Genomic DNA, 24,815 nt, shown 5'->3' with positions numbered 1-24,815 from the left:
TCGACCCCGCAAACGACCAGGAGGGAGGTGAACTTTCGGGATACTTCTGCTTTCGTGACAGAATCCCGGCATGACCACGCATCTCGATGGCCAGACCGGGCCCGTCACCGCAGACGATGAGGAGATGGACCCGCTGACGATGGGCCGGCGCATCCGGCAGTTGCGCACTGCGCGGGGGATGACCCTCGACGAACTCGCACGTGCTGTCGCGCGCGCGCCCAGCCAGCTGTCGATGATCGAGAACGGCCGGCGTGAGCCCAAGCTCACCCTGCTGCGTGCGATCGCGCGGGCGCTGGACACGTCGCTGGACGCGCTGCTGGAGACCGAGCCGCTGGACGAGCGCTCGACACTGGAGATCCAGCTGGAGCGGGCGATGAGCGGGCAGACGTTCCAGGCGCTGGGGATCGCGCCGTTCCGGGTCGGCAAAACCGTGCCCACCGAGGTGCTGAAGGCGATGATGGCGCTGCAGGGCGAGATCGAGCGCCTCCGCGATGAGCGGTCGGCCACCCCCGAAGAGGCGCGCCGCGCGAACGTGGCGCTGCGGCGGCTGATGCGCACGCAGAACAACTACTTCCCCGACCTGGAACAGCACGCCCGCGGCATCCTGGACGCCGTCGGGCACCCCGGCGGACCGATCACGCAGCGCACGGCATCCGACATCGCCGCGCACCTCGGCTTCACGCTGCACTACGTGCCGGATCTGCCGCAGACCACCCGCAGCGTGGCCGACATCAAGAACGGCCGGCTGTACCTGTCCAGCCGCGTGACCGCCAAGGCGGACCCGCGCACCGCCGTGCTGCAAGCGCTGTCCAGTCGCATCCTCGGCCACTCCGAGCCGCACAGCTATGCCGAGTTCCTGCGCCAGCGGGTCGAGACGAATTACCTCACCGGGGCGCTGTTGATCCCCGAAGCCCACGTCGTGCCGGCGCTGCACGATGCCAAGCAGCGCCGGGCGCTGTCGATCGAGGACCTGCGGGACACCTATTCGGTGTCGTACGAGACAGCCGCGCACCGGTTCACCAACCTCGCGACGATGCACCTGGACATTCCGGTGCACTTCCTCAAGGTGCACGAGTCGGGCACGATCACCAAGGCCTACGAGAATGACGACGTCAACTTTCCGACCGACCGCCTCGGCTCCATCGAGGGGCAGCTGTGCTGTCGCAAGTGGACCAGCCGCGTCGTGTTCGACGTCGACGACCACTTCAACCCGTACTACCAGTACACCGACACCGGCAACGGCACGTATTGGTGCACCGCGCGCGTGGAGGCATCCAGCGAAGGCGCTCACTCGGTGAGCGTGGGGGTGCGCTTCGACGACACCAAGTGGTTCCTCGGGCGCGACACCACCAACCGCGGGGTGTCGAAGCATTCCGTCGAGGTGTGCTGCCGGCGTGCCCCGGCCGACCTCGAGTCCGCGTGGCGCGAGCAGTCGTGGCCGAACGTGCGCACGCCCCGCACCCTGCTGGCGACGCTGCCGACGGGGGCGTTCCCCGGGGTGGACACGACCGAGGTGTACGAGTTCCTCGAGGCCCACGCCCCCCGCTGAGCCTGCTGCCCTGCGGGGCGCCCCCCGCCGCGAGCCGCTCCGGTGCGGAGGGCCGGATGCGACGACCGAACGATCCCGGTGGGGGAGCCCGGGCGCTCGGTCGTCGCAAATGCGCGCTCGAGTGCGCCCGGGAGGGCCGGATGCGACGACCGAGCGATCCCGGTGGGGGAGCCCGGGGGCTCGGTCGTCACGAATGCGCGCTCGAGCGCGCCCGGGAGGGCCGGATGCGACGACCGAACGACGCCGGGTGACGGGCCGCGCGACGGCCGCCGGGTCAGCCGAGCGCGGCGAAGGCGGCCCACAGCTCGGCGCGGAACGCGAACGCCGCCAGATCCCGCCCGAGCGCGGCCTCGGCCGCGGCCAGCCGGGTGCGCACGGTGTGCCGGTGCACCCCGAGAGCGCGCGCCGCGGCCTCGTGCGAGCAGTCGGCATCCAGCCACGCACGCAGGGTCGGCACCAGCGACGTCGCGTGGGCGGCGTCGTGTGCCACCAGCGGTTGCAGCAGCGCCGACGCGAGCGCCCGGCCTTCGTGAGTGGACAGCGCAGAGAGGATGCCGGTGCGCGAGGCATCCGCGAAGTGCGTCACCCCTCGTCCGCCGCGGTCGCGGGCGACGCGGGCCTGCTGGAGCGCGGCGTCGAACCCGTCGTACCCGGTCGGCGCGGAGACCCCGAGGGCCAGCGCGAACAGCGTCGCGACCTCATCGAGGATCTCCGTCTCCGCCGCGGCGACCGCCAGCACCATGCCGTCGTCGCCCTGCCCGTAGAACAGTGCGCCGCGTCGCTCGTCGGCACGCAACTCCAGCAGTTCGCCGAGGGCGTCGGATGCCGCGGCGGCGGCATCCGTGACCGCCACGACGATCGGGGCGACCGGCATCGGCCCCCACGCGTCGCGCGAGATGCGCCTCGCCAGTCCCGGGTCGCCGGTGCGCAGCGACTGCAGCATCCCGGTGCGCAGCACGTCGCGCGCCCGTCCCAGTCGCTGATGCTGCTCGAGCGCGAGGCTGGCCATGGAGATCACCGACGTCACGACGTCGCGGCCTTCACGGTCCAGGTCACCCGCCGCGATCGCCACCACGCCGCGCAGCCTCCCGCCGCGGCCGAGGGTCTGCAGGGTGAACGCGCGCCCGTCGCGCCGCAGCGACGACCCGGCGCGGGCACCGCGCCGCAGCACGGCGCCGACCTCGTGGTGCACGCTCCGTGCAGCGTCGGCGTCGAGCGCGTCCGCGGGATGCTCACGCACCAGCTCGCCGGCCGCGTCGTACATGCCCACCCAGGTGTTCAGCTGGCGCGCCAGCTCGCCGATCGTGGCACCCAAGCCGTCGGGGCGCAGCGCCGCCAGCGAGATCGCCCGCTGCGCGGCCAGCGCCCAGCTGCGCCGGGCGTACGCCTGCGCCGCGATCGTCTCGGCGTTCGCGCGGGCGACCGCGATGAACGGCGTGTCATACGGCACCTCGAACAGCGGCATCCCGGCGTCCCGGCACGCCCGCTCCAGGGCAGGTGGGATGCCGGTGCGGGCGACCTCGGTACCGAAGCCGAGCCCGGCGACGGCGCGGCCGCTCAGCCGCCGCACGTAGTCGACGTACGGCTGCGCGTCCAGGTCGCCGGCGGCGGCGAACTGGGTGCCGGTGGTCAGCAGCACGAGGTCGTCGGCCAGGAACGGGGTGGGGTCGGCCAGGTCCGAACCGTGCACCCAGCGGATCGGGCGATCCAGGGCGTCGCCCGGCAGATCGTGCACGTCGGACGCGAGCCGCAGGCGCAGTTCCCGCCTTCCCAGCAGCGCCCCCAGCGTCGGTTCGAGGTCCGCTGTGGCCGCCACGACACGCTCCGCTCTTATACGCCAGGTATAGCAATTGCCATGAAATATACCGCGTGGCGAGTGTCGTGACGCCCGCAGGCTCCTACGCTCGCCCCATGACCCTCATCGACGCGACCCCCACGACGCCGCAGGGCGGACCCGGCCTGCCGCAGGTGCGGCGGCTGACCACCGCCATCCCCGGACCCCGCTCGCAGCAGATCCTCGAGCGCAAGGCCGCGGCGGTCCCGGCGGGAGTCGGGCACACCGTGCCGATCGCGGCGGTGGCCGCCGGCGGCGGGGTGGTCGTCGACGCCGACGGCAACTCGCTCATCGACCTGGGTTCGGGCATCGCGGTGACCACGGTCGGATCTGCCCACCCGAAGGTCGTCGAGGCCATCACGGCGCAGGCGTCGCAGTTCACCCACACCTGCTTCATGATCTCGCCATATGAGTCGTACATCGCCGTCGCCGAGGCGCTCAACCGCCTCACCCCTGGTGACCACGCCAAGAAGAGCGCCCTGTTCAACTCCGGCGCGGAAGCGGTCGAGAACGCGGTGAAGATCGCCCGCAAGTACACCGGCAAGCAGGCCGTCGTCGCGTTCGATCACGGTTACCACGGCCGCACCAACCTGACGATGGCGCTGACGGCGAAGTCGATGCCCTACAAGAGCGGGTTCGGGCCGTTCGCCCCCGAGGTCTATCGCGCCCCGGCGTCGTACCCGCTGCGCGATGGGCTGAGCGGACCGGATGCCGCGGTGCGGGCGATCGGGCTCATCGAGAAGCAGATCGGCGCCGACAACCTCGCCGCCGTCATCATCGAGCCGATCCAGGGCGAGGGCGGCTTCATCGTGCCCGCCGACGGGTTCCTGCCGGCGATCGCCGACTGGTGCCGCGACAACGGCGTGGTCTTCATCGCCGACGAGGTGCAATCCGGGTTCGCCCGCACCGGCGCGATGTTCGCCAGCGAACTGTTCGGCATCGTCCCGGACCTGGTCACGACGGCCAAGGGAATTGCGGGGGGCATGCCGCTGGCCGCCGTGACCGGCCGGTCCGAGATCATGGATGCCGCCCATGCCGGGGGCCTGGGCGGCACCTACGGCGGCAACCCGGTGGCGTGCGCCGCCGCCCTGGCCGCGATCGACGCGTTCGAGAACGACGGCCTCATCGAACGGGCTCAGCAGATCGAGCAGATCCTGCTGAGCCGCCTGGAGGCCATCGCGGCCGCCGATCCGCGCATCGGCGAGGTGCGCGGCCGCGGCGCGATGATCGCCGCCGAGTTCGTCGACCCCGCCACCGGCGCCCCCGACGCGGCGCTGACCGGAGCGGTCGCGAAGGCGTGCCTGGCCGAAGGGGTGATCGTGCTCACGTGCGGCACGTACGGCAACGTGATCCGCTTCCTGCCACCGCTGTCGATCCCCGACGAGCTGCTCCACGAGGGTGTGGACGTCGTGGCATCCGCGCTCGCCGCACGATGACATCGACCTGACGGCCCACCGGAGGAACCCGCATGACTGAGATCACCCGAGACGTCGTCATCGTCGGGGCCGGTGCTGCCGGCCTCACCGCCGCCAACGAGCTGCGCGAGGCCGGGTTGTCCGTCGCCGTCCTGGAGGCCCGCGACCGCGTGGGCGGGCGGCTGTGGACCGACATGATCGACGGGGCCATGCTGGAGATCGGCGGCCAGTGGGTGTCACCAGATCAGGAAGCGCTCATCGAGACGCTCGCCGACTTGGGCCTGGAGACTTTCAATCGCTACCGCGAGGGCGAGAGCGTCTACATCGGCCCCGACGGCACTGCTTCCCGCTTCACCGGTGAGGCGTTCCCCGTCGCCGCCGACACCGAGCGCGTGATCGCGGAGATCACCGAGCGCCTGGACGCGATGGTCGCCGAGATCGACCCCGACCGGCCCTACGCCCATCCGAGGGCGCAGGAATGGGACACGATCTCGTGGGACGCCTGGCTGCGGTTGCAGACCGACGACGATGAAGCGGTGCGCAACCTCGCGTTCGCCACCGGGTCGGCGATGCTCACCAAGCCCACGCACGCGTTCTCGCTGCTGCAGTCGCTGCTCATGGCCGCGAGTGCGGGCAGCTACTCGAACCTCGTCGACGCGGACTTCATCCTCGACAAGCGGGTCGTGGGCGGGCTGCAGCAGGTGCCGCTGCTGCTGGCCGAGCGTCTCGGCGACGACGTGTTCCTGGGGCAGCCGGTGCGGACGCTGGCGTGGTCGGATGCCGGTGTGACCGCGACCGCGGACGGCATGACGGTGCGGGCGCGCGCGGCGATCCTCGCCCTTGCCCCCGTGCTCTACAACCGCATCTCGTTCGTCCCGGCGCTGCCGCGGCTGCAGCACCAGATGCACCAGCACCTGTCGATGGGGTTCGTCATCAAGGTGCACGCCGTGTACGACCGTCCGTTCTGGCGCGAGCGGGGCCTGTCGGGCACCGCGTTCAGCCCCTACGAGCTGGCGCACGAGGCGTACGACAACACCAACCACGGCGACGAGCGGGGCACGCTCGTGGGCTTCGTCTCCGACCGCAACGCCGACGATGTCTTCCGCCTCAGCGCCACCGAGCGCAAGGAGCGCATCCTCGAGTCGCTGTCGCACTACTACGGCCCCGACGCGAAGAACCCGGTCGTGTACTACGAGAGCGACTGGGGGAGCGAGGAGTGGACGCGGGGTGCGTACGCGGCCAGCTTCGACCTGGGCGGCCTGCACCGCTACGGCGCCGATCTGCGCACGCCGGTCGGCCCGATCCGCTTCGCGTGCAGCGACCTGGCGGGGGCCGGCTACCAGCACGTGGACGGCGCGATCCGCATGGGACGGCTCGCGGCGCAGGGCATCATCGAGGGGAGTCGCTCATGACCGCACACATCGTCGTGGGCTACACCGCCACCAAGGCAGGGCGCGATGCGGTGGCCTTCGCGTCACGGCTGGCCGCGGCATCCGCCGCCGAGCTCGACATCGTGATCGTGCTGCCCTCCGACGGGCGCAGCGTCATCACACCGCCGGATGCCGGGTACGACCGGTACCTGCGGGAACAGGCAGACACCTGGCTGGCCGAGGCCGCCGCCGGGGTGCCCGAGTCCGTCGTGCACCGCGAGCATGCCCGCTACGCCGACTCGTTCGCCGAGGGTCTGATCGACATCGCCGGTGAACTCGGCGCCGGTCTGATCGTCGTGGGCGCGGCGAACGGCGGTTCCCGCGGCCGCCACCGGCTGGGATCCACCACGACGCAGCTGCTGCACTCCTCCGACGTGCCGGTCGTGCTGGTGCCACGGGGGGCGCGCAAGGTCGCCCCCGAGGTCGGCATCAGCCGGCTGACGGTCGCCGTCGGCACACGCCCCGGCGCGGAGGCCCTGATGGCCGAGGCCGTGACGCTGTCGCGGGCGACCGGCGCACCGCTGCGCCTGCTGTCGCTGGTGACGGTGGATCTGCCGCCCTCGGTGGACACCGGCGTGATCCGCATCGCCGGGGCTGCACACGCCGAAGAGGTGCTCGCCGAGACGCGGCAGGCGCTCCCCGGCGGGGTCGAGGCCGAGGCAGTCGCAGCGCGCGGGGCGAGCATCGAAGAGGCAGTGACCCACCTCGACTGGCAACCGGGCGAAGTCATCCTGGTCGGCTCCAGCCGGCTCGCCCAGCCGCGGCGGCTGTTCCTCGGCTCCACCGCAGCGAAGATGCTGCACGAAGTCCCGGTGCCGATGGTCGTCGTGCCTCGCACCCGCACCCGCGAAGGAGCAGGAGCATGAGCCAGCAAGAACGCACTGCAGGTGATACCACGACCGGCGGCCTGTCCAAGAAGGGCCTGAGCGCCGGCACGGTCGGGCTGCTCGGCGCGATCGTCATCGGGATCTCCTGCATCGCCCCCGCCTACACCCTCACCGCGGCGCTGGGGCCGACGGTGTCGGAGGTCGGCTTCCAGGTGCCGGCGATCATCCTCGTCGGGTTCATCCCCATGCTGCTGGTGGCGTTCGGCTACCGCGAGCTCAACAAGCAGATGCCCGACGCCGGCACGTCCTTCACCTGGGGTGCCCGCGCGTTCGGGCCCTGGGTGGGCTGGATGGCAGGGTGGGGACTGATCGCCGCGATGATCCTGGTGCTGTCGAACCTGGCGGGGGTCGCGGTGGACTTCCTGTTCCTGCTGATCGATCAGATCGCAGGCAGCCCCGGGACGATCGCGGCGCTCGCCGCCGAACCGGGCATCAACGTCGCGGTGTGCCTGCTGTTCATGGTCGGGGCGACGTTCGTGTCCTACCGCGACATGCAGACCACGCAGAAGCTGCAGTACGTGCTGGTCACATTCCAGGTCGTGGTGCTGGTGATCTTCGCCATCGCCGCGTTCGTGCACGTCGCCGGCGGCAGCGCGTTCGACGCCAGCCCGGTGGAGCTTTCCTGGTTCAACCCGTTCGCCGTCGGCGACCTCGCCGCGGTGGTGGCGGGCCTTTCGCTGTCGATCTTCATCTTCTGGGGGTGGGATGTCACCCTCACCATGAACGAGGAGACCAAGGACCCCGAGCGCACCCCCGGCCGGGCAGCGACGCTGACCGTCGTCACGATCGTGGTGCTGTATCTCCTGCTTGCTATCGCGCTGCTGTCGTTCGCCGGCATCGGCGACGGCGAACTGGGGCTCGGAAACCCCGACATCCAGGACAACGTGTTCTTCTTCCTATCGGGACCGATCCTGGGGCCCCTGGCGTTCCTGGTCTCCCTCGCGGTGCTCACCAGTTCCGCGTCGTCGCTGCAGTCCACGTTCGTCGGGCCATCCCGCACGCTCCTGGCGATGGGGCACTACGGCGCGCTGCCGAAGCAATTCGCCACCGTCAGCCCCCGGTTCTTCACGCCCGGGTTCGCCACCGTTGTGTCGGCGGTCGTGGCATCCGGCTTCTACGCCGTCATGCGCTTCGTCAGCGAGAACGTGCTGTGGGATACCATCACGGCGCTGGGCATGATGATCTGCTTCTATTACGGCCTGACGGCGTTCGCGTGCGTCTGGTACTTCCGCAAGCAGTGGTTCGATTCGGCCCGCTCGTTCTTCTTCACGCTGCTGTTCCCGCTCGTGGGCGGGGTGAGCCTGGCGGCGCTGTTCGTCATCACCCTGCGCGACAGCATGAAAGCCGACTACGGCAGCGGCTCGAATATCGCCGGCGTCGGGCTGGTGTTCATCCTGGGCGTGGCGATCATCCTGCTCGGGATCGTGATCATGGTGTGGCAGGCCATCAAGCGGCCCGTCTTCTTCCGCGGCGAAACCCTCTCAATCGATGCCCCGCCGAGCCTGCGCCGGGCAAAGCACAACCGAACTGGAGTCACATGATGACCGCAGCGAACGAAGCGAACCTGCTCGAACGGGTTCCGGCCCGCCTGTTCATCGACGGGGAGTGGACGGATGCCGCCGGCGGCCGCACCTTCGCGGTGCGCGACCCCGCCACCGGCCAGGTCATCCGCGAGATCGCGGACGCCTCGCCCGAAGACGGCATCCGTGCCCTCGACGCCGCCGTCGCCGCGCAGGACGCGTGGGCGGCGACGGCGCCGCGCACGCGCAGCGAGATCCTGCGACGCGCATTCGACCTGGTGCAGGAGCACAAGGAGGACCTCGCGCTGCTGATGACGCTGGAGATGGGAAAGCCGCTGGCCGAAGCCCGCGGCGAGGTGGGGTACGGCGGCGAGTTCCTGCGCTGGTTCAGCGAGGAGGCGGTGCGCATCGCCGGCCGCTACGGACTGAACCCCGAAGGCACCGGGCGGATGATCGTCTCGCAGCGCCCCGTCGGGCCGTCTTTCTTCATCACACCGTGGAACTTCCCGCTCGCGATGGCCACCCGCAAGATCGCTCCCGCGCTGGCAGCGGGGTGCACCGTGGTGATCAAGCCTCCCGAGCTCACGCCGCTGACGACCCTCTTCTTCACGCAGCTGCTGGTGGAGGCGGGTGTGCCCGCCGGGGTGGTCAACGTCGTCACGACGACGACCTCGGCCGATGTGTCGGGCCCGATCATCGCCGACCCGCGACTGCGCAAGCTCTCGTTCACCGGGTCGACCCCGGTGGGGCGCAAGCTCATCGCGCAGGCGGCGGAGGGGGTGCTGCGGGTGTCGATGGAGCTGGGCGGCAACGCGCCCTTCGTCGTGTTCGACGACGCTGACCTCGACAAGGCGGTCGACGGGGCGATACTGGCGAAGTTCCGCAACATCGGGCAGGCCTGCACCGCGGCGAACCGGTTCATCGTGCACGCCGCGGTCGCCGAGGAATTCACCCGCCGGGTGACCGAGCGGGTCACCGCGATGCCGGTCGGTCGCGGCACCGAGGACGGCGTGCAGATCGGCCCCCTCATCGACGACAAGGCGGTCGCGAAGGCGACCGAACTGGTGGCGGATGCCGTCTCGCGCGGTGCCCGCGTGCTCACCGGCGGCAGCGCCCTCGACGGCCCCGGCACCTTCTACCAGCCGACCGTGGTCGCCGGCGTCCCCGCCGGCAGCGCGATCCTGAGCGAGGAGATCTTCGGCCCGGTGCTGGCGATCGCCACTTTCACCGACGAGGACGAAGCCGTGCGCCTGGCCAACGACACCGAGTACGGCCTGGTGTCGTACGTCTTCACGCAGGATCTCGCCCGCGGACACCGGATGATCGACCGCCTCGAGACGGGCATGATGGGCCTGAACGTCGGGGTCGTCTCCAACGCCGCCGCGCCGTTCGGCGGGGTCAAGCAATCCGGTGTCGGGCGCGAAGGCGGCCTCGAAGGCATCCACGAATACCTCTCCACCAAGTACACGCTGATCCCCGTCGACTGACCGGGGGAACGGAGCATCATGAGCACGTATGCGGTCGTCAACCCGGCCACGGGCGAGACCCTCGCCACCTACCCCACTGCGACCGCGGATGAGGTGGAATCCGCCCTCGCCGCCGCCGACGCGGCCTACCGCGGCTGGCTGCGCCGGTCATCGACCGCCGAGCGGGCGCGGCTGCTGCGCCGCGTCGCCGAACTGCACCGCGAGCGCCGTGACGACCTCGCCGCGATCATCGTGCGTGAGATGGGCAAGCCCCTGGCCGCCGCGGAGGGCGAGGTGGACTTCGCCGCCGACATCACCGAGTACTACGCCGACCACATCGACCAGATCACCGGGGACACCCCGGTGGACATCCTGGGGGAGGGCACCGCCGTCATCCGCCGGGCGCCGCTGGGCGTGCTGCTGGGGATCATGCCGTGGAACTTCCCGTACTACCAGGTGGCCCGCTTCGCTGCCCCCAACATCGCGCTGGGGAACGCGATCCTGCTCAAGCACGCCTCGCAGTGCCCGCAGTCGGCCGCCGCGATCGCCGAGATCTACGCCGATGCAGGCTTCCCTGCGGGGGTGTACACCGACCTGCGGCTCACCAACGAACAGGCGGCCGAGGTCATCGCCGACCGGCGGGTGCAGGGCGTCTCCGTCACCGGGTCCGAGCGCGCCGGCGCCGCCGTGGCGGAGGTCGCCGGCCGCAACCTGAAGAAGGCCGTGCTCGAACTCGGCGGCTCGGACCCGTTCCTGCTGCTGTCCACCGACGACCTCGACCAGGTGGTGCAGGCGGCCGTCGACGCGCGGCTGGACAACGTCGGGCAGTCCTGCAACGGCGCCAAGCGCTTCCTCGTCGTGGACGAGCTGTATGACGCGTTCCTGGAGAAGTTCACCGCTGCCATGGCGGCAGCAACCGTGGGCGACCCGTTCGCGGAGGACACCGTGCTGGGCCCGCTGTCGTCGGTGACCGCCGCCGAGCGCCTCGCCGACCAGGTCGACCGCGCCGTCGCGCAGGGGGCGACGCTGGTCACCGGGGGCACCCGCGATGGCGCGTTCTACCCCGGCACCGTACTCACCGGGGTCACGCCGGACATGGATGCCTATCAGGAGGAGTTCTTCGGACCCGTCGGCGTGGTCTACCGCGTCGCGGACGAGGACGAGGCCGTCCAGATCGCCAACGACACCGGGTTCGGACTCGGCTCCTACGTCTTCACGACGGATCCCGCGCAGGCCGAACGCGTGGCCGACCGGATCGAAGCGGGCATGGTCTACGTCAACCTCGTGCTCGCCGACTCGCCGGAGTTGCCTTTCGGCGGGGTCAAGCGCAGCGGCACCGGACGCGAACTGGGCCTGCTCGCAGCAGACGAGTTCGTCAACAAGAAGCTCATCCGGGTGGCGCCGGGTGCGGCGGGTGGGGCCGGCGGGGCGTAAAGCACTGGCATCCGCGCCCCCTCCACGCTTGGATGTGGGCATGGACCAGACGCAGGAACCCGTTGCCGCCCTGTCCGACCAGGAATGCTGGGACAAGCTCGCCGAGCAGGAGCTCGGCCGCATCGTCACGCACGTCCACGACGTGATGGACATCTTCCCGGTGAACTACGTCGTCGCCGACGGGGCGATCCTGTTCCGCACCGCGCCGGGGAGCAAGCTGTTCGAGCTCAGCGTGAACGACGAGGTGCTGTTCCAGGTCGACGATCACACCGATGTCGACGCGTGGAGCGTGGTCGCCCGCGGCCGTGCCCGCGTGCTGGACACCAGCGATGAGGTGCGCGCCGCCGACGCGCTGGCGCTGCGGCCGTGGGTGCCCACCCTGAAGTACCACTATGTCCGGATCGATCCGCACGTGCTGTCGGGGAGGGCCTTCCAGCGGTGGCCGGAGCCAGACCGCTACGGCATCGCAGATTACTGATCCCGGCCGCCGCCGACCCCGGGTGATTCGCTGGGCAGTGAAGGCATGCCGTACACTGGGATGTGCAGTCGAAATCTGCATTCTTTCGCCGTGCCCGCCGACGGGAAGCCCCGCAGCGACACGACAGGAGTGCGATTTCACCCAAGACCTCCGGGTCTTAGGGCGGTAGCTCAATTGGCAGAGCAGCGGTCTCCAAAACCGCAGGTTGCAGGTTCGATTCCTGTCCGCCCTGCGCGTCAGCACATGCTGGCACACCAAGGTCACTAACAGGCGGAGTTGATGGTCCAGGACGAATCGAAGGGCGAGGTCGTCGAGACCGGCGATGCTCCGCGCGTCGCCCCCAGCGACACGCCGCGCTCGAAGAAGCCCAACTTCTTCCAGCGCATCGCCAACTTCTTCCGGCGCATCGCCAACTTCTTCCGCGAGGTCTTCGCGGAGCTCCGCAAGGTCGTGACCCCGACCCGCCAAGAACTCCTGAAGTTCACGGGGGTCGTGCTCGGATTCGTCGTCGTCATGATGGCGATCGTCTACGGTCTCGACTGGGTGTTCACCTGGGTCGTCCAGATCGTCTTCGGCGTCCCGAGCTGAGCCGCGCAGACGTACGCAATCCGGTGACCTCGGCTGAGATGTCACCGGAACCACGAACGGAAGAGAACCCAAGTGACTGAAAAATATGTCGACGACGCCGACTGGGCGACCGCCGCAGAGCAGTCCAGCGAGGACGACGAAGCCCAGGAGGGCAACGTGCTCGCCGCTGAGGAGCGCGCCGCCGAGCCGGCTGAGCACCTCGCGCTGCACATCGTGGACGACAACGCCGAGGACCAGGACGGCGACGACGCGGACCTGAGCGAGCTGGACGACATCGAAATCGACGACCCGGAGGCGGATGCCATCGTGAACGACGCCCTGGAGATCGACGAGGCCGCCGAGGTCGAGGCTGCTGCCGAGGTGCTCACCGACTCGCTCGCCGAAGAGCAGGCCGAGCGCGTCGCGGAGGAGGCCGACGAGGTCACTCCTTACGACGGCCCCGACGTCAACGGCGAGCCCGATGAGCCCGCCCTGGACGACGACTTCCTGAGCGACTTCGCGGCCGCCGCAGGTACCGCCAGCGCCGCTGAAGACGCCGACGAAGACGCCGAAGAGGACCCGTACGAGGCCTTCCGCACCGAACTTCGCAGCCTGCCGGGCAAGTGGTACGTCATCCACTCCTACGCCGGCTTCGAGCGCAAGGTGAAGGCGAACATCGAGCAGCGCAAGTCGACGCTCGAGGTGGAAGAGGACATCTACCAGGTCGAGGTCCCCATGGAGGACGTCGTCGAGATCAAGAACGGTCAGCGCAAGATGGTCACGCGCGTCCGGATCCCCGGCTACGTGCTCGTGCGCATGGAACTGAACGAGGACACCTGGTCGGTCGTGCGTCACACGCCCGGCGTGACCGGCTTCGTCGGCAACGCGCACAACCCCACGCCGCTTCGCTTCGAAGAGGCCTTCAACATGCTCAAGTCGCTCGTGGAGATCAAGGAGGTCGCATCCGCAAAGGGTGGCGGCGCCAAGGGCTCCGCGACGCAGGCGCGCTCCATCCCCGCCGAGGTCGACTTCGAGGTCGGCGAGACGATCACGATCAAGGAAGGCTCGTTCGCCGGTCTTCCCGGCACGATCAGCGAGATCAAGCCCGAGAGCGGCAAGCTCACGGTGCTCGTCTCCCTGTTCGAGCGCGAGACCCCCGTCGAGCTCTCGTTCGACCAGGTCACGAAACTCTGATTCGGCCCGGTGGTTGAGTAGCCGCCGCAGGCGGCGTATCGAAACCCCCGAACGCACCCGAGAACGCCCCGCCCGGCTCACGCCAGACGGGGCGTTCTCGCGTGCACCGGGCATCGGGTAAGATTGTGGGGTTTGCACGTTCGTTAACGCGCGCGCAGACGAACCGCCGTCCGGAACCGCCGGATTCGCGGGAGATGGATACGGTCCGCGCTAAGGACCGGTCCCTCGAGGAGAGGAAGCAACACATGGCACCCAAGAAGAAGGTGACCGGCCTGATCAAGCTCCAGATCAAGGCTGGCGCCGCCAACCCGGCGCCGCCGATCGGCCCCGCGCTCGGTCAGCACGGCGTCAACATCATGGAGTTCTGCAAGGCGTACAACGCCGCGACCGAGTCGCAGCGCGGCAACGTCATCCCCGTGGAGATCACCGTCTACGAGGACCGCAGCTTCACGTTCATCCTGAAGACGCCGCCTGCAGCCGAGCTGATCAAGAAGGCCGCCGGTGTGGCCAAGGGCTCCGCCGTGCCCCACACCACCAAGGTGGGCAAGCTCACCAAGGACCAGGTCCGTCAGATCGCCGAGGCGAAGCAGCCCGACCTGAACGCGAACGACATCGAGGCCGCCTCGAAGATCATCGCCGGCACCGCCCGTTCCATGGGCATCACGGTTGAGGACTGAGGGGATAACGAACATGGCTAAGTCCAAGGTTTACAACGCTGCCGCCGAGAAGATCGAGCCCGGCAAGTTCTACTCGTCCACCGAGGCGGTGCAGCTGGCCAAGGAGACCGGGTCGAAGAAGTTCGACTCGACCGTCGAGGTTGCGCTCAAGCTCGCCGTCGACCCGCGCAAGGCGGACCAGATGGTCCGTGGCACGGTCATCCTGCCGCACGGCACGGGTAAGACCGCCCGCGTCATCGTCTTCGCGACGGGCCCGGCCGCTGAGGCCGCCATCGCCGCAGGCGCCGACGAGGTCGGTGGCGCCGAGCTCATCGAGAAGGTCGCCGGCGGCTGGACCAACTTCGACGCCGCGGTGTCGACCCCTGAGCTCATGGGCCAGGTCGGTCGCCTGGGTAAGGTGCTGGGTCCCCGTGGCCTCATGCCGAACCCCAAGACCGGCACCGTGACCCCCAACCCGGCCAAGGCCGTGGAGGAGATCAAGGGCGGCAAGATCGAGTTCCGCGTCGACAAGCACGCCAACGTGCACTTCGTCGTCGGCAAGGCCTCGTTCACCGCTGAGCAGCTGGATGAGAACTTCAACGCCGCTCTCGAAGAGATCGTGCGTTTGAAGCCGTCCAGCTCCAAGGGCCGCTACATCCAGAAGGGTGCCATGTCGACCACGTTCGGCCCCGGCATCCCGCTGGATGTCAACGTGTTCTGAGCCACCGCGCTTACACGATGGGACCTCGCCTTCGGGCGGGGTCCCTTCGTCGTTCCCGGGGCTCTTCGCTTGATCCCTCGCCCGTCGCAGATGGTCGCCGCCGGCCCTCATTCGTGACAGGGGAGCGGGTGTTGCGGGCACGCGCGGACGGGCGACTCAGGCGTCGGGGAGCACCTCGAACGTGGCCTCGCCGCTCGGGTCGCGCTCAGTGACGGCGGCGTCGTCGACGCGGGATCCCGGCGGGCCCTCGGCCATCCACGCGAGCACCTCATCGACCTGGTCGTCGGTGCCCTCGATCTCCGCCTCGACCGAGCCGTCGCGGCGGTTGCGCACCCATCCCGAGGTGCCGGCATCCCGTGCCACCATGCGCATCGTGTACCGGTAGCCGACGCCCTGAACGTCGCCTCGAACGATCACGTGCACGCGCCTCATAGCCTCCATCGTGCCGTGCATCGGGTGTCACCGCGACCGTGTTCACCGCGGCAGCACGAGGCTGACCGCGAGCGCCGCCATCACGACGGCGATGATCCCGTCGAGCACCCGCCATGCGCGAGGCGTCGCCAGCCATCGGCCCAGCACGCGGGAGCCGTATGCCAGAGCGAAGAACCACACGACGCTCGCGGTCATCGCACCCGCGGCGAACACCCAACGATGGTCGCCGTGGGTGCTGGCGACGCTGCCCAGCAGGAACACCGTGTCGAGGTAGACGTGCGGGTTCAGCCAGGTCAGTGCAAGGCACGTGAGCAGCACAGGGCCCAGGCGCGTGCCCGTCGAGACGGCGCCGTCCGGCGTCGCCGGAGCCGACTCCGCCGCGGGCGCCCCACCCGCCGCAGTCGCCCGGAGTGCTGCGCCCGACGGCCGCCACGCGCGCCGCGCCGCCAGCAGCGCGTAGCCGAGCAGGAACACCGCGCCCGCCCAGCGCACCACGTCGATGAGCCAGGGCACCGCCTGCAACACGAGGCCGAGTCCCGATACCCCCGCCGCGATCAGCGCGGCATCCGACACCGCGCACACCGTCGCCACGGCCGCGACGTGTTCGCGGCGTACCCCCTGCCGCAGCACGAACAGGTTCTGCGCGCCGATCGCGACGATGAGCGAGAGGCCGAGGGCGAATCCGGCGGCGAGGGAGGGGAGCACGGTTCGACGCTACGACCGCGGCGGCTATCAGTACAGCTCAGGATTCTTCCGTACCATTAGCATTATTGATGATGCGGATTCCTGCTGAGCTGGCCGAGACCCTCGCCGTCGTCGTCGACGAGGGCACGTTGGATGCCGCGGCGCGCCGCCTGCACGTGACCCCGTCCGCCGTCAGTCAGCGCATCAAGGCACTCGAGGAGCACGTCGGGCGGGTGCTGCTGGTGCGGGCGAAACCGGTGCGGCTCACCGAGGCCGGGGGAGCCGTGGTGCGCCTGGCCCGCCAAGTGGGGCTGCTCGAGCATGACGCGCTGCGTGAGCTCGGCGACCCGGACGAGGGTGTGGTCTCGGTGCCGCTCGCGGTGAACGCCGATTCCCTCGCCACCTGGTTCCTGCCACCGCTGGGGCGGCTGGCGGCGCGGCATCCGGTCGTGTTCGACCTGCACCGCGATGACCAGGACTTCACGGCAGCGCTGCTGGAGAACGGCACCGTCATGGGCGCGGTCACGTCGCGGGCGACCCCGGTCGCAGGGTGCGCGGTCAGCGCCCTCGGCACGCTGCGGTACGAGGCGGTTGCAACGCCGGCCTACGTCGCCCGCCACCTGCCCGACGGGGCGAGCGCGAGTGCGCTGGCCACCGCGCCGCTGGTGGACTTCGACCGGCGCGACGATATCCAGCGCACCTGGCTCGCCGGTCGCGGCGTCGACCCGGATGCACCGCCGCGGCACTATGTGCCGGCATCCAACGACTTCGCCGCCGCCGTGCGACTCGGCCTCGGCTGGGCGATGCTGCCCCGCCTGCAGTCGCAGCAAGCGCTGGATGCCGGTGAGCTGGTGCCGATCGGTGGGGCAGGCGTGGACGTGCCGCTGTACTGGCAGCAGTGGAACCTGCGCTCCCCGCTGCTGGATGCGGTTGCCGGCGAACTGATCGCCGAGGCGCGGCGGGTGCTCGCCCCTTCCGGCGCATGACTCAGGAAGAACGCGGCCGTGAGCGGGCGGCAGCGGGCGGGTGGGCTCGGGGCGGTCAGTCGTCGCTGACTCGAAGCACCGACTTACCGCGGGTGTGCCCACGCTCGAGTTCGAGATGCGCCGCTGCCGCCTCGTCGAGGTCGAAGACCCGGTCCAGGAACACCCGGATCGAGCCCGACTCCAGCAGGCGCGCGAGCGTCGCGAGTACCCCGCCGTCCGGGATGACCTTGTACGACGTCGCCCGCATGCCGGCGGCCGCGGCCGCCTCCGCGTAGCCCGGCCACCCGCCGGTGGGCACCAGCACGTACAGCCCGCCGGGACGCAGCACCGACAGCGACCGCGAACCGGTGTCGTCGTACACGTTGCCGACCAGGTCGATCACGACGTCCACCTCGCCGGCGACGTCCTCGAAGCGCGTGGTGGCGTAGTCGATCGCCACGGATGCGCCGAGGTCGCGCAGCCACGAGAGGTTGCGCTCCGAACCGGTCGCGATGACGTAGGCGCCGAAGTACGCCGCCAGCTGTACGGCGAAGTGGCCGACGCCGCCGCTGCCGGCGTGGATGAGGATGCGCTGACCCTCGTGCGCATGGGCGGTCTCGACGACGAGCCCCCAGGCCGTCAGGGCGGCCAGCGGGACGCCGGCGGCTTCGGCGTGGGAGAGGGATGCGGGTTTCCGGGCGACCGACAGCGACGGGACGACCACGTACTCGGCGTAGGTGCCGCCGGACCGGGGGAACGGCACCATCCCGTAGACCTCCGTGCCGGGCGGCAGCGGGTGGGACTCATACGGTGTCTTCACGACGACGCCGCTGAAGTCGAAGCCGATCGTGCTGGGGTAGGACGTGATCCCGGCAGTCGCGCCGCCGCCGCCGCGCGTCTTGGCATCGATCGGGTTGACGCCGGCGGCGACGACGCGCACCAGCACCTCGCTGAGCACCGGCGCGGGCACCGGCACCTTGGCGACGTGCAGCACGTCGGCAGGGCCGGGCTTGTCGAACAGCACCGCCTTCATCATCGGGGGCGGGTCGGACACGACAAGGGGTCCCGCATCGGGTACGGCGGTCGATCTCAGCGGCCGGAATCTCATCGGTCGCTCCTTTCGCGCTCCGCGGGTGGCGGCAGGTGCTGCTCGGTTCGGCCCGGGATGGGGCTGGGGGTCCCAGTCAACCCGGAGTATGTCTCGCCCGTGTTACGCGGGTGAAAAGACTCGCCCCCGCGTCGCGGATGCCGCGCCGCCCGTGCCCGCCGCCTGCGGCATCCGCTCAGGGTCGCGTCCCCCGCCGCGGACCGCACCCCCCGCTGAGACCACAGCTGGTCGCCGAGACAGTGGGAAGTTCCCGACGTCTCGGCGACCAGCTGTGGTCTCACGGTCTTGGGGAGGGTGGGGACCCGGGCCGGGTCAGGCACGGGCGGCGAGGGCGTCGACGTTGGCGGGGGCCAGCACGTGCCGGGTGACCATGATCGCGGCCCCCAGCACCGCGGCGGTCTCGCCTGCTTGCGACTGCACGATGCCCAGATGCTGGGTGGCCAGCGGGATCGACCGCCGGTAGACGACCTCGCGCACCCCCGCGAGCAGGTGTTCGCCGGCGCGGGCGATGCTGCCGCCGATCACGATGAGGGAGGGGTTGAGCATGTTCACCACCGTCGCCAGCACCTCACCGACCTCGCGGCCGGCCTGGCGGGTCGCCGCGATGGCCGCCGGGTTCCCGGAGCGCACCAGCGTGACCACGTCCGAGCTCGCCCTCGCCTCGATGCCCTGTGCGCGCAGTTCCGCGGCGATCGCGGTGCCGCTGGCGATGGCCTCGAGGTCGCGTTCGTCGCCCGGTGGCCGGGGGGAGTCGTGGCTGTACGGCACCTGCACGTGGCCCATGTCGCCGGCCGATCCCTGCGCGCCGCGCTGCAGCTGCCCACCGGAGATGATGCCCGCGCCGATTCCGGTGGCGACCTTCACGAAGACCAGGTCCTCGACACCAGGCCAGCCGAGCGCCTGCTCGCCGAGCGCGAGGATGTTCACGTCGTTGTCCACGAGCACCGGCACCTGGTACGTCGCCTGCACGTACCCCGGCACGTCGAACCGATCCCACCCCGGCATGATCGGCGGGTTGGTGGGGCGGCCGGTGGAGTGCTCGACAGGCCCCGGCACGCCGATGCCGACCCCCACCAGCCGCTCCGGCGGGGCGCCGATGTCGCCGAGCAGCGCGTCGGCATCGGCCAGCACGCTGTCGAGCACCGGCTCGGGTCCATCGGCGATGTCGAGCTGCCGCGTGCGGGAACCCAGGATGTGCCCGGCGAGGTCCGCGACCGCAACGGTGGCGTGCGTCGCACCGAGATCCACGGCGAGCACGAACCCCGCGAGTGGATTGAACGCGATTCGCACGGGCGGCCGCCCGCCGGTGGAGACCGCCTCGCCTGCGGGGCGGACGAGACCGGATGCCAGCAGCGCATCGACCCGGGACGACACGGTCGACCGCGCCAGTCCGGTCAGCGTCGCCAGCTCGGCCTTCGTGCGCGCCCTACCGTCGCGAAGGATCTGGAAGATCTCTCCCGCCTCCGGATTCGCAGCTCCTGTGCTGCGTGCGGCATCGACCATGGGCACAGTAAATCACAGGACTTCTCCTCGACACTCGCACACCATTCGCATCTCAACTCGGTCCCTTTTGCCACCCCACTAGCAAAAGTCCCCCGCTGCTGTGAGAATCGCCGGCATGACAACGGGCGTCATCGACACCGGCGTCGGAACGATCCGAACCGGGGTACTCGGCGGGGGCTTCATGGCCCGCGTGCACGCCGCCGCCGCGCAGGCGGCAGGCTCCCCGCTCGTCGCCGTCGCCTCCTCCACACCGGCTCGCGCCGCGGACGCCGCGCGCCGACTCGGGGCTGGGCGGATCGAGGCGGATGCCGCGGCGCTCGTGGCGGCATCCGATATCGACATCGTGCACGTGTGCACTCCCAACGCCACGCACGCCCCCTATGCGCTCGCCGCGATCGCGGCCGGGCACCACGTCGTCTGCGAGAAGCCACTGGCGACGACCGCCGCCGACGCGCGCCGGCTCGTCGATGCGGCGGCGGATGCCGGTGTGGTCGCCGCCGTCCCGTTCGTCTACCGCTACCACCCGATGGTGCGCGAGGCCCGCGCCCGCGTCGCCCGTGGGGATACCGGCACGCTGCTGAGCGTGCAGGCGGCGTACCTGCAGGACTGGATGCTCGCCGCGTCCGACGACGACTGGCGGGTGGATGCCGAATCCGGGGGCCCGTCGCGGGCGTTCGCCGACATCGGCTCGCACCTGTGCGACCTGCTGGAATTCGTCACCGGGGAGCGCATCGCGCGCCTGACCGCGGTGACCCGGCGCGTGTTCGATCGGCGCGCCGATCGCGAGGTGGGCAACGAGGACATCGCGGCCGTGCTCGCCGAACTCGGCTCCGGGGCCGTCGCGACGCTGCTGGTGTCGCAGATGGCCCCCGGCCGCAAGAACGGACTCGTCCTGGAGCTGCACGGCACCGGCGAGAGCCTCACATTCGCGCAGGAGCGGCCGGAGGAGCTGTGGGTCGGGGGGCGTCACGGTTCCCAGCTGCTCCTGCGCGATCCCGCCACCGCCGATGCGGCATCCGCCCGGCTGCAGCGGATGCCGGCGGGGCACCCGATGGGGTATCAGGATGCCTTCGACAACTTCGTCGCCGACGTGCACACCGCGATCCGGGGAGGTGCGCCGGACGGGCTGCCGACCTTCGCCGATGGCCTCCGGGCGGCGCAGCTCACCGAGGCGGTGCTGGCCTCGGCGGAGCGCCGGGAATGGGTGGAGGTGGACGCATGACCGACACCGCGCTGGCCGGCGCCCCCGTCCCGGCTGGTCCGGGCGACGTGGTGCTGCGCGCCCACGGCATCGGCAAGAGCTTCTTCGGGGTGTCCGTGCTGCAGGACGTCGGCATCGAGGTGCGCCGGGGCGAAGTGCATGGCCTGGTCGGCGAGAACGGCGCCGGAAAGTCGACGCTCATGAAGATCCTCGCCGGGGTCTACCAGGCAGACGCCGGCACGGTGGAGTACGAGGGCCACCCGGTCTCGTTCACACACCCGAGGCAGGCGATGGATGCGGGGCTCGTCACGGTGTTCCAGGAGTTCACCCTGCTGCCCGAGCGCACCGTCGCGCAGAACGTCTTCCTCGGCCGGGAGCCCCGCCGCGGCGGCTTCGTCGACAGGCGGGCCATGGTGCGGCGCACCCGCGACCTGCTCAGCGACCTCGGCGTGACCTTCATCGACCCGGCGGGACGGGTCGGGTCGCTCACCGTCGCCGAGCAGCAGATCGTCGAGATCGTCAAGGCGCTCTCGTTCGACGCACGGGTCATCTCGATGGACGAGCCCACGGCGGCGCTGAGCGACCACGAGGTGGAGCTGCTGTACGCGATCATCCGCAAACTCACCTCGCGCGGTGTCGCCGTGATCTACGTCTCGCACCGGCTGAAGGAGATCTTCGACCTGTGCGGCCGCATCACGATCCTCAAAGACGGTGCGCTGGTCTCCACCGATGCCACCGCAGACCTCACCACCGGTGAGCTGGTGCGGCGGATGGTCGGCCGCCCGATCCAGGCGTACTTCCCCGGGCCGGTCGCCGGCACCGAGCGGGGCGCCGCCCGGGTGGAGCTGGCGGGGTGCGGCAACGACTTCGTCGACGCGGTGACCCTCGCCGTCCACGCCGGCGAGATCGTGGGCGTCGCAGGGCTGCAGGGATCCGGCCGCACCGAGCTGGTCGAGGGGATCTTCGGGGTGCACGGCTTCAGCCGCGGCACGATGCGCCTGGACGGCCGCCCGGTGAAGCTGAGCACCGCCCGCGCCGCGGTGAAGGCGGGGCTCGCGCTGGTCACCGAGGATCGCAAGGCGCAGGGCCTGGCGCTGAGCCAATCGGCGCTGGACAACACCCTGCTGGTGGTGCGCAGTGTCTTCGCGGGACGCACCCGCGCTGCGCGGCGTGAGGTACCCGGCATCCTGGGGTCCCTCGAGATCACCGCCGGGCGGCTCGATCAGGAGGTGCGGTTCCTCTCGGGCGGCAACCAGCAGAAGGTCGTGCTGGCGAAGTGGCTCGTCACCGCCCCGCAGGTGGTGCTGTTCGACGAACCCACCCGCGGCATCGACGTCGGCGCGAAGATCGCCGTCTACCAGCTGATGCGCCAGCTCGCCGCCGAGGGCAAAGCGGTGCTGATGGTCTCCAGCGAACTGCCGGAGGTCATCGGCATGAGCGACCGCATCCTCGTCATGCGCGACGGCGAACTCATCGCGGAGCTGCCGGCGGGGTCGGCCGAGCATGAGGTGCTGGCCGCCGCGACCGGATCCGACGACCTCGATCAGGCCCCGGATGCCGAAGGGAGGCAGCCATGAAGCGCGTGCGCCTGGACGCCAGTCTCATCGTGCTGGGCATCCTCATCCTCGTGATCGCGGTGGGTGCGATCCTGGTGGCGACCACCGGGCGCAGTTTCTTCAGCCCCGGCAACATCCGCGACATCCTCACCGGCATGAGCGTGCTGGGGCTCGTCGCGATCGGGCAGACCCTCGTGATCCTGGGCGCGTCGCTGGACCTGTCGGTGACCTACGTGATGAGTCTGGCGAGCCTCATCGCCGCGACGACCATGGCGGGAAACCCGGCGAACATCCCCTGGGCGGTCACGCTGACGTTGCTGGTGTGCGCCGGCATCGGCCTGGCCAACGGGCTGATCGTCACGGTGCTGAAGGTCAACGGGTTCATCGCCACGCTCGGGGTGGGGCTCATCCTGCAGGGCGTGCTCAACACGAACTTCCAGGGGAGCGCCGGCTCGGTGCCCTGGGCGTTCCAGCTGCTGGGCGCCACCGGCATCGGGCCGGTGCCGGTGTCGACGATCATCATGCTGGCGCTGGCCGCGGTGGTGTGGTTCCTGCTGGATCGCACCCGTACCGGTGCGCACCTGTTCGCCGTCGGCGGCGACCCCGTCGTGTCGCGACTGTCTGGCCTGCGCACCCAGCCGCCGCTGATCGTCGCGCATGTGCTGTGCTCGGTGTTCGCCGGGCTCGCCGGCCTGCTGCTGGCCAGCCGCCTGGGGGTGGGCAGCCCCACCGTCGGGCAGCAGGGCGGATACGCGCTGCTGTCGATCGCGGCGGTCGTGCTGGGAGGCACGCTGCTGCTGGGTGGACGCGGATCGGTGTGGGGCACGATCGGCGGAGTCGCGATCTTCGCCGTCGTCGACAACGTCATGAGCGTCATGCAGGTGAATCCGTTCCTCAAGGACGTCGTGCGCGGAGTCGTCATCGTCGCCGCCGTGGCCGTCTACAGTCGTCGCGCCATCGTGCGCCGGCGTGCGCGGTTCGGCCCTGGCGGTACCCGCACCGGCGGGGATGCCGCGGCGGCCACCGCCGCTCCGGCGATGGTCGCCGCCTCCGCCGGCCTCATCGCCGAGGCCGAGCATGCGCCGGGCAGGCCCGGCTCAGGGGACGCACCGGAAGGCGGTGACCGCCGATGAACGTCATCCGCACCCTGCTGAGCCCGCGCGGGGCGGTGTTCCTGCTGCTGATCGTGCTGCTGGTAGCGGTGATCATCCTCAACCCGTCGTTTGCCCAACCCGGTCAGATCATGCGGTTCATCCAGCGGGTCGCCCCGATCGCGATCGTCGCCATCGGACAGTACTTCGTGATCATCGCCGGCGAGTTCGACCTGTCGCAGGGGTCGCTCATCACCGCGCAGGTGATCATCGCCGGAAACCTCGTCGGGCAGGACGACTCCCGGACGCTCCCGGTGCTGGCACTGATGGCGGTGTTCGGCGTGATGGTCGGGATCGTCAACGGCCTGCTCACGACACTGCTGAAGGTGCCGTCGTTCATCGTGACGCTCGGCATGATGCTGGCGCTGCTGGGCGGGGTGATGTGGTGGACCGGCGGGGCCGCCACCGGGAACCCCGCCGACAGCTTCCGGCAAATCGGCCGCGGTGGCATCCGGGACCTGCCGCTGATCGACTTCGTGCCGTGGTCGGTGCTGATCCTGGCGGCCTGGCTGGCGCTGGGCATCTGGCTGACCACCCGGCCGCTCGGCAAGACGCTCATCGCCGTGGGCGACAACGCCCGGGCGGTGCGGTACGCCGGCGCCCGCGACTGGTGGGTCACCACGCGCGCGTTCATCATCTCGTCGCTGTCGGCGACCCTGGCGGCCGTCGTGCTGGTGGGCCACGCCGGCGTGCACCCGTCGGTCGGGCGCGGTTACGAATTCGTCGCTATCACGGCGGTCGTGCTCGGCGGTGTCGTGCTCGGGGGCGGCCGAGGTTGGATCGTCGCGGCCGTGGCAGGTGCATTCGTGCTCGAAGCACTGTTCCTGCTGATGAACATCGCCGAGGTGCCCGCGACGCTGCGCGATGCCGTGCAGGGCGTCATCATCATCGCGGCCGTGGCCTATTCGGGCGTCGCGTTCCGCGCGCGCCGGCCCCGCGCGACACCACCCGCTTCTCCCGATCAGGGGAAGGAGCCCGACGCGCCCGCCGGCGCCTCGGCTCGACTATCCGCATCACCTGCCCCTGCCGCCGACGGTGGCACAGCAACCAGAGGAGACTAGAAA

General features: G+C 70.4%; 22 protein-coding genes and 1 tRNA gene. 18 read left to right on the top strand and 5 right to left on the bottom strand.

Annotated features, from left to right (window positions below):
* Positions 1-124: 124 nt before the first annotated feature.
* Positions 125-1,549: a helix-turn-helix transcriptional regulator gene (locus QNO11_RS12490; protein WP_257508729.1), complete on the top strand. Its 1,425-nt coding sequence runs from the start codon at positions 125-127 to the stop codon at positions 1,547-1,549.
* A gap of 274 nt (positions 1,550-1,823) precedes the next feature.
* Here QNO11_RS12490 and QNO11_RS12485 read toward each other — a convergent pair whose 3' ends face one another.
* Positions 1,824-3,365 (bottom strand): PucR family transcriptional regulator, encoded by a 1,542-nt coding sequence (locus QNO11_RS12485; protein ID WP_257507960.1) that lies wholly within the window; start codon positions 3,363-3,365, stop codon positions 1,824-1,826.
* Between the two features lie 95 nt (positions 3,366-3,460).
* Here QNO11_RS12485 and gabT point away from each other — a divergent pair, with 95 nt between their 5' ends.
* The 12 genes from gabT (at position 3,461) to rplA (ending at position 15,151) form a co-directional block, all read left to right on the top strand.
* Positions 3,461-4,819, top strand: coding sequence for a 4-aminobutyrate--2-oxoglutarate transaminase (gabT, locus tag QNO11_RS12480; RefSeq protein WP_257507961.1), 1,359 nt, complete (start codon positions 3,461-3,463; stop codon positions 4,817-4,819).
* A 32-nt stretch (positions 4,820-4,851) separates the two neighbouring features.
* Entirely contained in the window at positions 4,852-6,210 is a 1,359-nt protein-coding gene (locus QNO11_RS12475) for a flavin monoamine oxidase family protein (RefSeq protein ID WP_257507962.1), read from the top strand.
* Positions 6,207-7,094 (top strand): universal stress protein, encoded by an 888-nt coding sequence (locus QNO11_RS12470; protein ID WP_257507963.1) that lies wholly within the window; start codon positions 6,207-6,209, stop codon positions 7,092-7,094. Before QNO11_RS12475 ends, QNO11_RS12470 begins: the two co-directional genes overlap by 4 nt.
* Positions 7,091-8,656, top strand: a complete 1,566-nt coding sequence (locus QNO11_RS12465; RefSeq protein WP_257507964.1) for an APC family permease — start codon at positions 7,091-7,093, stop codon at positions 8,654-8,656. Before QNO11_RS12470 ends, QNO11_RS12465 begins: the two co-directional genes overlap by 4 nt.
* Positions 8,656-10,122 carry an NAD-dependent succinate-semialdehyde dehydrogenase gene (locus QNO11_RS12460; RefSeq protein ID WP_257507965.1) on the top strand — a complete coding sequence of 489 codons (1,467 nt, stop codon included), beginning with the start codon at positions 8,656-8,658 and terminating at the stop codon, positions 10,120-10,122. The genes QNO11_RS12465 and QNO11_RS12460 overlap by 1 nt, the downstream gene beginning before the upstream one ends.
* 18 nt (positions 10,123-10,140) lie before the next feature.
* The gene (locus QNO11_RS12455) at positions 10,141-11,535 is read left to right on the top strand and encodes an NAD-dependent succinate-semialdehyde dehydrogenase (RefSeq protein WP_257507966.1); all 1,395 of its coding nucleotides are present in this window, start codon (positions 10,141-10,143) and stop codon (positions 11,533-11,535) included.
* Between the two features lie 40 nt (positions 11,536-11,575).
* Positions 11,576-12,013: a pyridoxamine 5'-phosphate oxidase family protein gene (locus tag QNO11_RS12450; protein ID WP_257507967.1), complete on the top strand. Its 438-nt coding sequence runs from the start codon at positions 11,576-11,578 to the stop codon at positions 12,011-12,013.
* 159 nt (positions 12,014-12,172) lie between these two features.
* Positions 12,173-12,245, top strand: a tRNA-Trp gene (locus QNO11_RS12445).
* Between the two features lie 47 nt (positions 12,246-12,292).
* Positions 12,293-12,601: a preprotein translocase subunit SecE gene (secE, locus tag QNO11_RS12440; RefSeq protein ID WP_257507968.1), complete on the top strand. Its 309-nt coding sequence runs from the start codon at positions 12,293-12,295 to the stop codon at positions 12,599-12,601.
* Positions 12,602-12,673: 72 nt separating this feature from the next.
* Positions 12,674-13,774, top strand: a complete 1,101-nt coding sequence (gene nusG / locus QNO11_RS12435) for a transcription termination/antitermination protein NusG (RefSeq protein ID WP_257507969.1) — start codon at positions 12,674-12,676, stop codon at positions 13,772-13,774.
* Positions 13,775-14,019: 245 nt separating this feature from the next.
* Positions 14,020-14,451: a 50S ribosomal protein L11 gene (rplK, locus tag QNO11_RS12430; RefSeq protein ID WP_257507970.1), complete on the top strand. Its 432-nt coding sequence runs from the start codon at positions 14,020-14,022 to the stop codon at positions 14,449-14,451.
* A gap of 13 nt (positions 14,452-14,464) precedes the next feature.
* Positions 14,465-15,151, top strand: coding sequence for a 50S ribosomal protein L1 (gene rplA, locus QNO11_RS12425; RefSeq protein WP_257507971.1), 687 nt, complete (start codon positions 14,465-14,467; stop codon positions 15,149-15,151).
* 156 nt (positions 15,152-15,307) lie between these two features.
* Here rplA and QNO11_RS12420 read toward each other — a convergent pair whose 3' ends face one another.
* Together QNO11_RS12420 and QNO11_RS12415 are read right to left on the bottom strand one after the other, a co-directional pair.
* On the bottom strand, positions 15,308-15,583 hold the full coding sequence (locus QNO11_RS12420; protein ID WP_257507972.1) for an acylphosphatase: 276 nt from the start codon (positions 15,581-15,583) through the stop codon (positions 15,308-15,310).
* 42 nt (positions 15,584-15,625) lie between these two features.
* Positions 15,626-16,288, bottom strand: a complete 663-nt coding sequence (locus QNO11_RS12415) for a LysE/ArgO family amino acid transporter (RefSeq protein ID WP_257507973.1) — start codon at positions 16,286-16,288, stop codon at positions 15,626-15,628.
* Positions 16,289-16,356: 68 nt separating this feature from the next.
* Between QNO11_RS12415 and QNO11_RS12410 the strand changes: the two genes are divergently transcribed.
* Positions 16,357-17,253: a LysR family transcriptional regulator ArgP gene (locus tag QNO11_RS12410; protein ID WP_257507974.1), complete on the top strand. Its 897-nt coding sequence runs from the start codon at positions 16,357-16,359 to the stop codon at positions 17,251-17,253.
* Positions 17,254-17,308: 55 nt separating this feature from the next.
* Here the strand turns inward: QNO11_RS12410 and QNO11_RS12405 are convergent, their stop codons facing one another.
* Positions 17,309-18,340 (bottom strand): NADP-dependent oxidoreductase, encoded by a 1,032-nt coding sequence (locus tag QNO11_RS12405; protein ID WP_257507975.1) that lies wholly within the window; start codon positions 18,338-18,340, stop codon positions 17,309-17,311.
* A gap of 312 nt (positions 18,341-18,652) precedes the next feature.
* Positions 18,653-19,843: an ROK family transcriptional regulator gene (locus QNO11_RS12400; RefSeq protein ID WP_257507976.1), complete on the bottom strand. Its 1,191-nt coding sequence runs from the start codon at positions 19,841-19,843 to the stop codon at positions 18,653-18,655.
* Positions 19,844-19,958: 115 nt separating this feature from the next.
* Between QNO11_RS12400 and QNO11_RS12395 the strand changes: the two genes are divergently transcribed.
* Genes QNO11_RS12395 through QNO11_RS12380 form a run of 4 tightly spaced genes read left to right on the top strand, consistent with a single transcriptional unit; the run spans position 19,959 to position 24,812 of the window.
* On the top strand, positions 19,959-21,065 hold the full coding sequence (locus QNO11_RS12395; protein WP_257507977.1) for a Gfo/Idh/MocA family protein: 1,107 nt from the start codon (positions 19,959-19,961) through the stop codon (positions 21,063-21,065).
* Positions 21,062-22,621: a sugar ABC transporter ATP-binding protein gene (locus QNO11_RS12390; RefSeq protein WP_257507978.1), complete on the top strand. Its 1,560-nt coding sequence runs from the start codon at positions 21,062-21,064 to the stop codon at positions 22,619-22,621. The genes QNO11_RS12395 and QNO11_RS12390 overlap by 4 nt, the downstream gene beginning before the upstream one ends.
* The gene (locus QNO11_RS12385; protein WP_257507979.1) at positions 22,618-23,733 is read left to right on the top strand and encodes an ABC transporter permease; all 1,116 of its coding nucleotides are present in this window, start codon (positions 22,618-22,620) and stop codon (positions 23,731-23,733) included. The genes QNO11_RS12390 and QNO11_RS12385 overlap by 4 nt, the downstream gene beginning before the upstream one ends.
* Complete coding sequence (locus QNO11_RS12380; RefSeq protein ID WP_257507980.1) at positions 23,730-24,812, top strand: ABC transporter permease; 1,083 nt, start codon at positions 23,730-23,732, stop codon at positions 24,810-24,812. The genes QNO11_RS12385 and QNO11_RS12380 overlap by 4 nt, the downstream gene beginning before the upstream one ends.
* The last annotated feature ends 3 nt before the right edge of the window (positions 24,813-24,815 follow it).

Origin of the sequence: Microbacterium sp. zg-B96 (assembly GCF_030246865.1) — a bacterium.
Classification (GTDB): Bacteria; Actinomycetota; Actinomycetes; order Actinomycetales; family Microbacteriaceae; genus Microbacterium.
Note: the sequence above shows the minus strand (reverse complement) of the source record. Positions and strands in the feature narration are given on the sequence as shown.